Raw genomic sequence first — 487 nt, 5'->3', positions numbered from 1 at the left:
TTTGTTGAACACATCGCCATACATGCCGTCAGTGCAGAACTTTTTCAGTTGCACGGCTATGTCTTTGATGCGTCGATCGCTCTCTTCTCCGGCAATCTCAATCAGCGCATCTCTGACATCATCCACGAGTGCTTGGTTGCCCTTGCGCTCCCATGCGGTCACGATGGCATCGCCTAACACACTTTGTTGAAATGCGGTCAGGGGTGTGTAAGGCGAAGCGATGGTCGCAAACAGAGCCGTGATGTTATCGAGCGCTTCCATCATTGGGTCTACAGGCTTGCCTTCGTCGTCCACAAACTCAAAGTCAGCGTCCTGCATGGCGCCAAGATGGGTGAACGGGTTTAAGAAGATATTGGCGTGCGTCATGTAAGTGCCACCAAGGCTCAGGGTGATTTTTTTATAGCTGACACCTTTGTCGAGTATCCACACTTTACCGCCCATGGCGTAGACGGTTTTGGCTATCTCCTGAACTAAGAAACTCTTACCT

At 50.7% G+C, this 487-nt stretch carries 1 pseudogene; it reads right to left on the bottom strand.

Annotation, left to right across the window (positions count from 1 at the left end):
• Positions 1–487: pseudogene (locus OH459_RS28170) on the bottom strand (type IV secretion system protein TraC); the annotation flags it as partial.

Origin of the sequence: Vibrio sp. MM46 (assembly GCF_027587135.1) — a bacterium.
Taxonomy (GTDB): Bacteria; Pseudomonadota; Gammaproteobacteria; order Enterobacterales; family Vibrionaceae; genus Vibrio; species Vibrio harveyi.
Note: the sequence above shows the minus strand (reverse complement) of the source record. Positions and strands in the feature narration are given on the sequence as shown.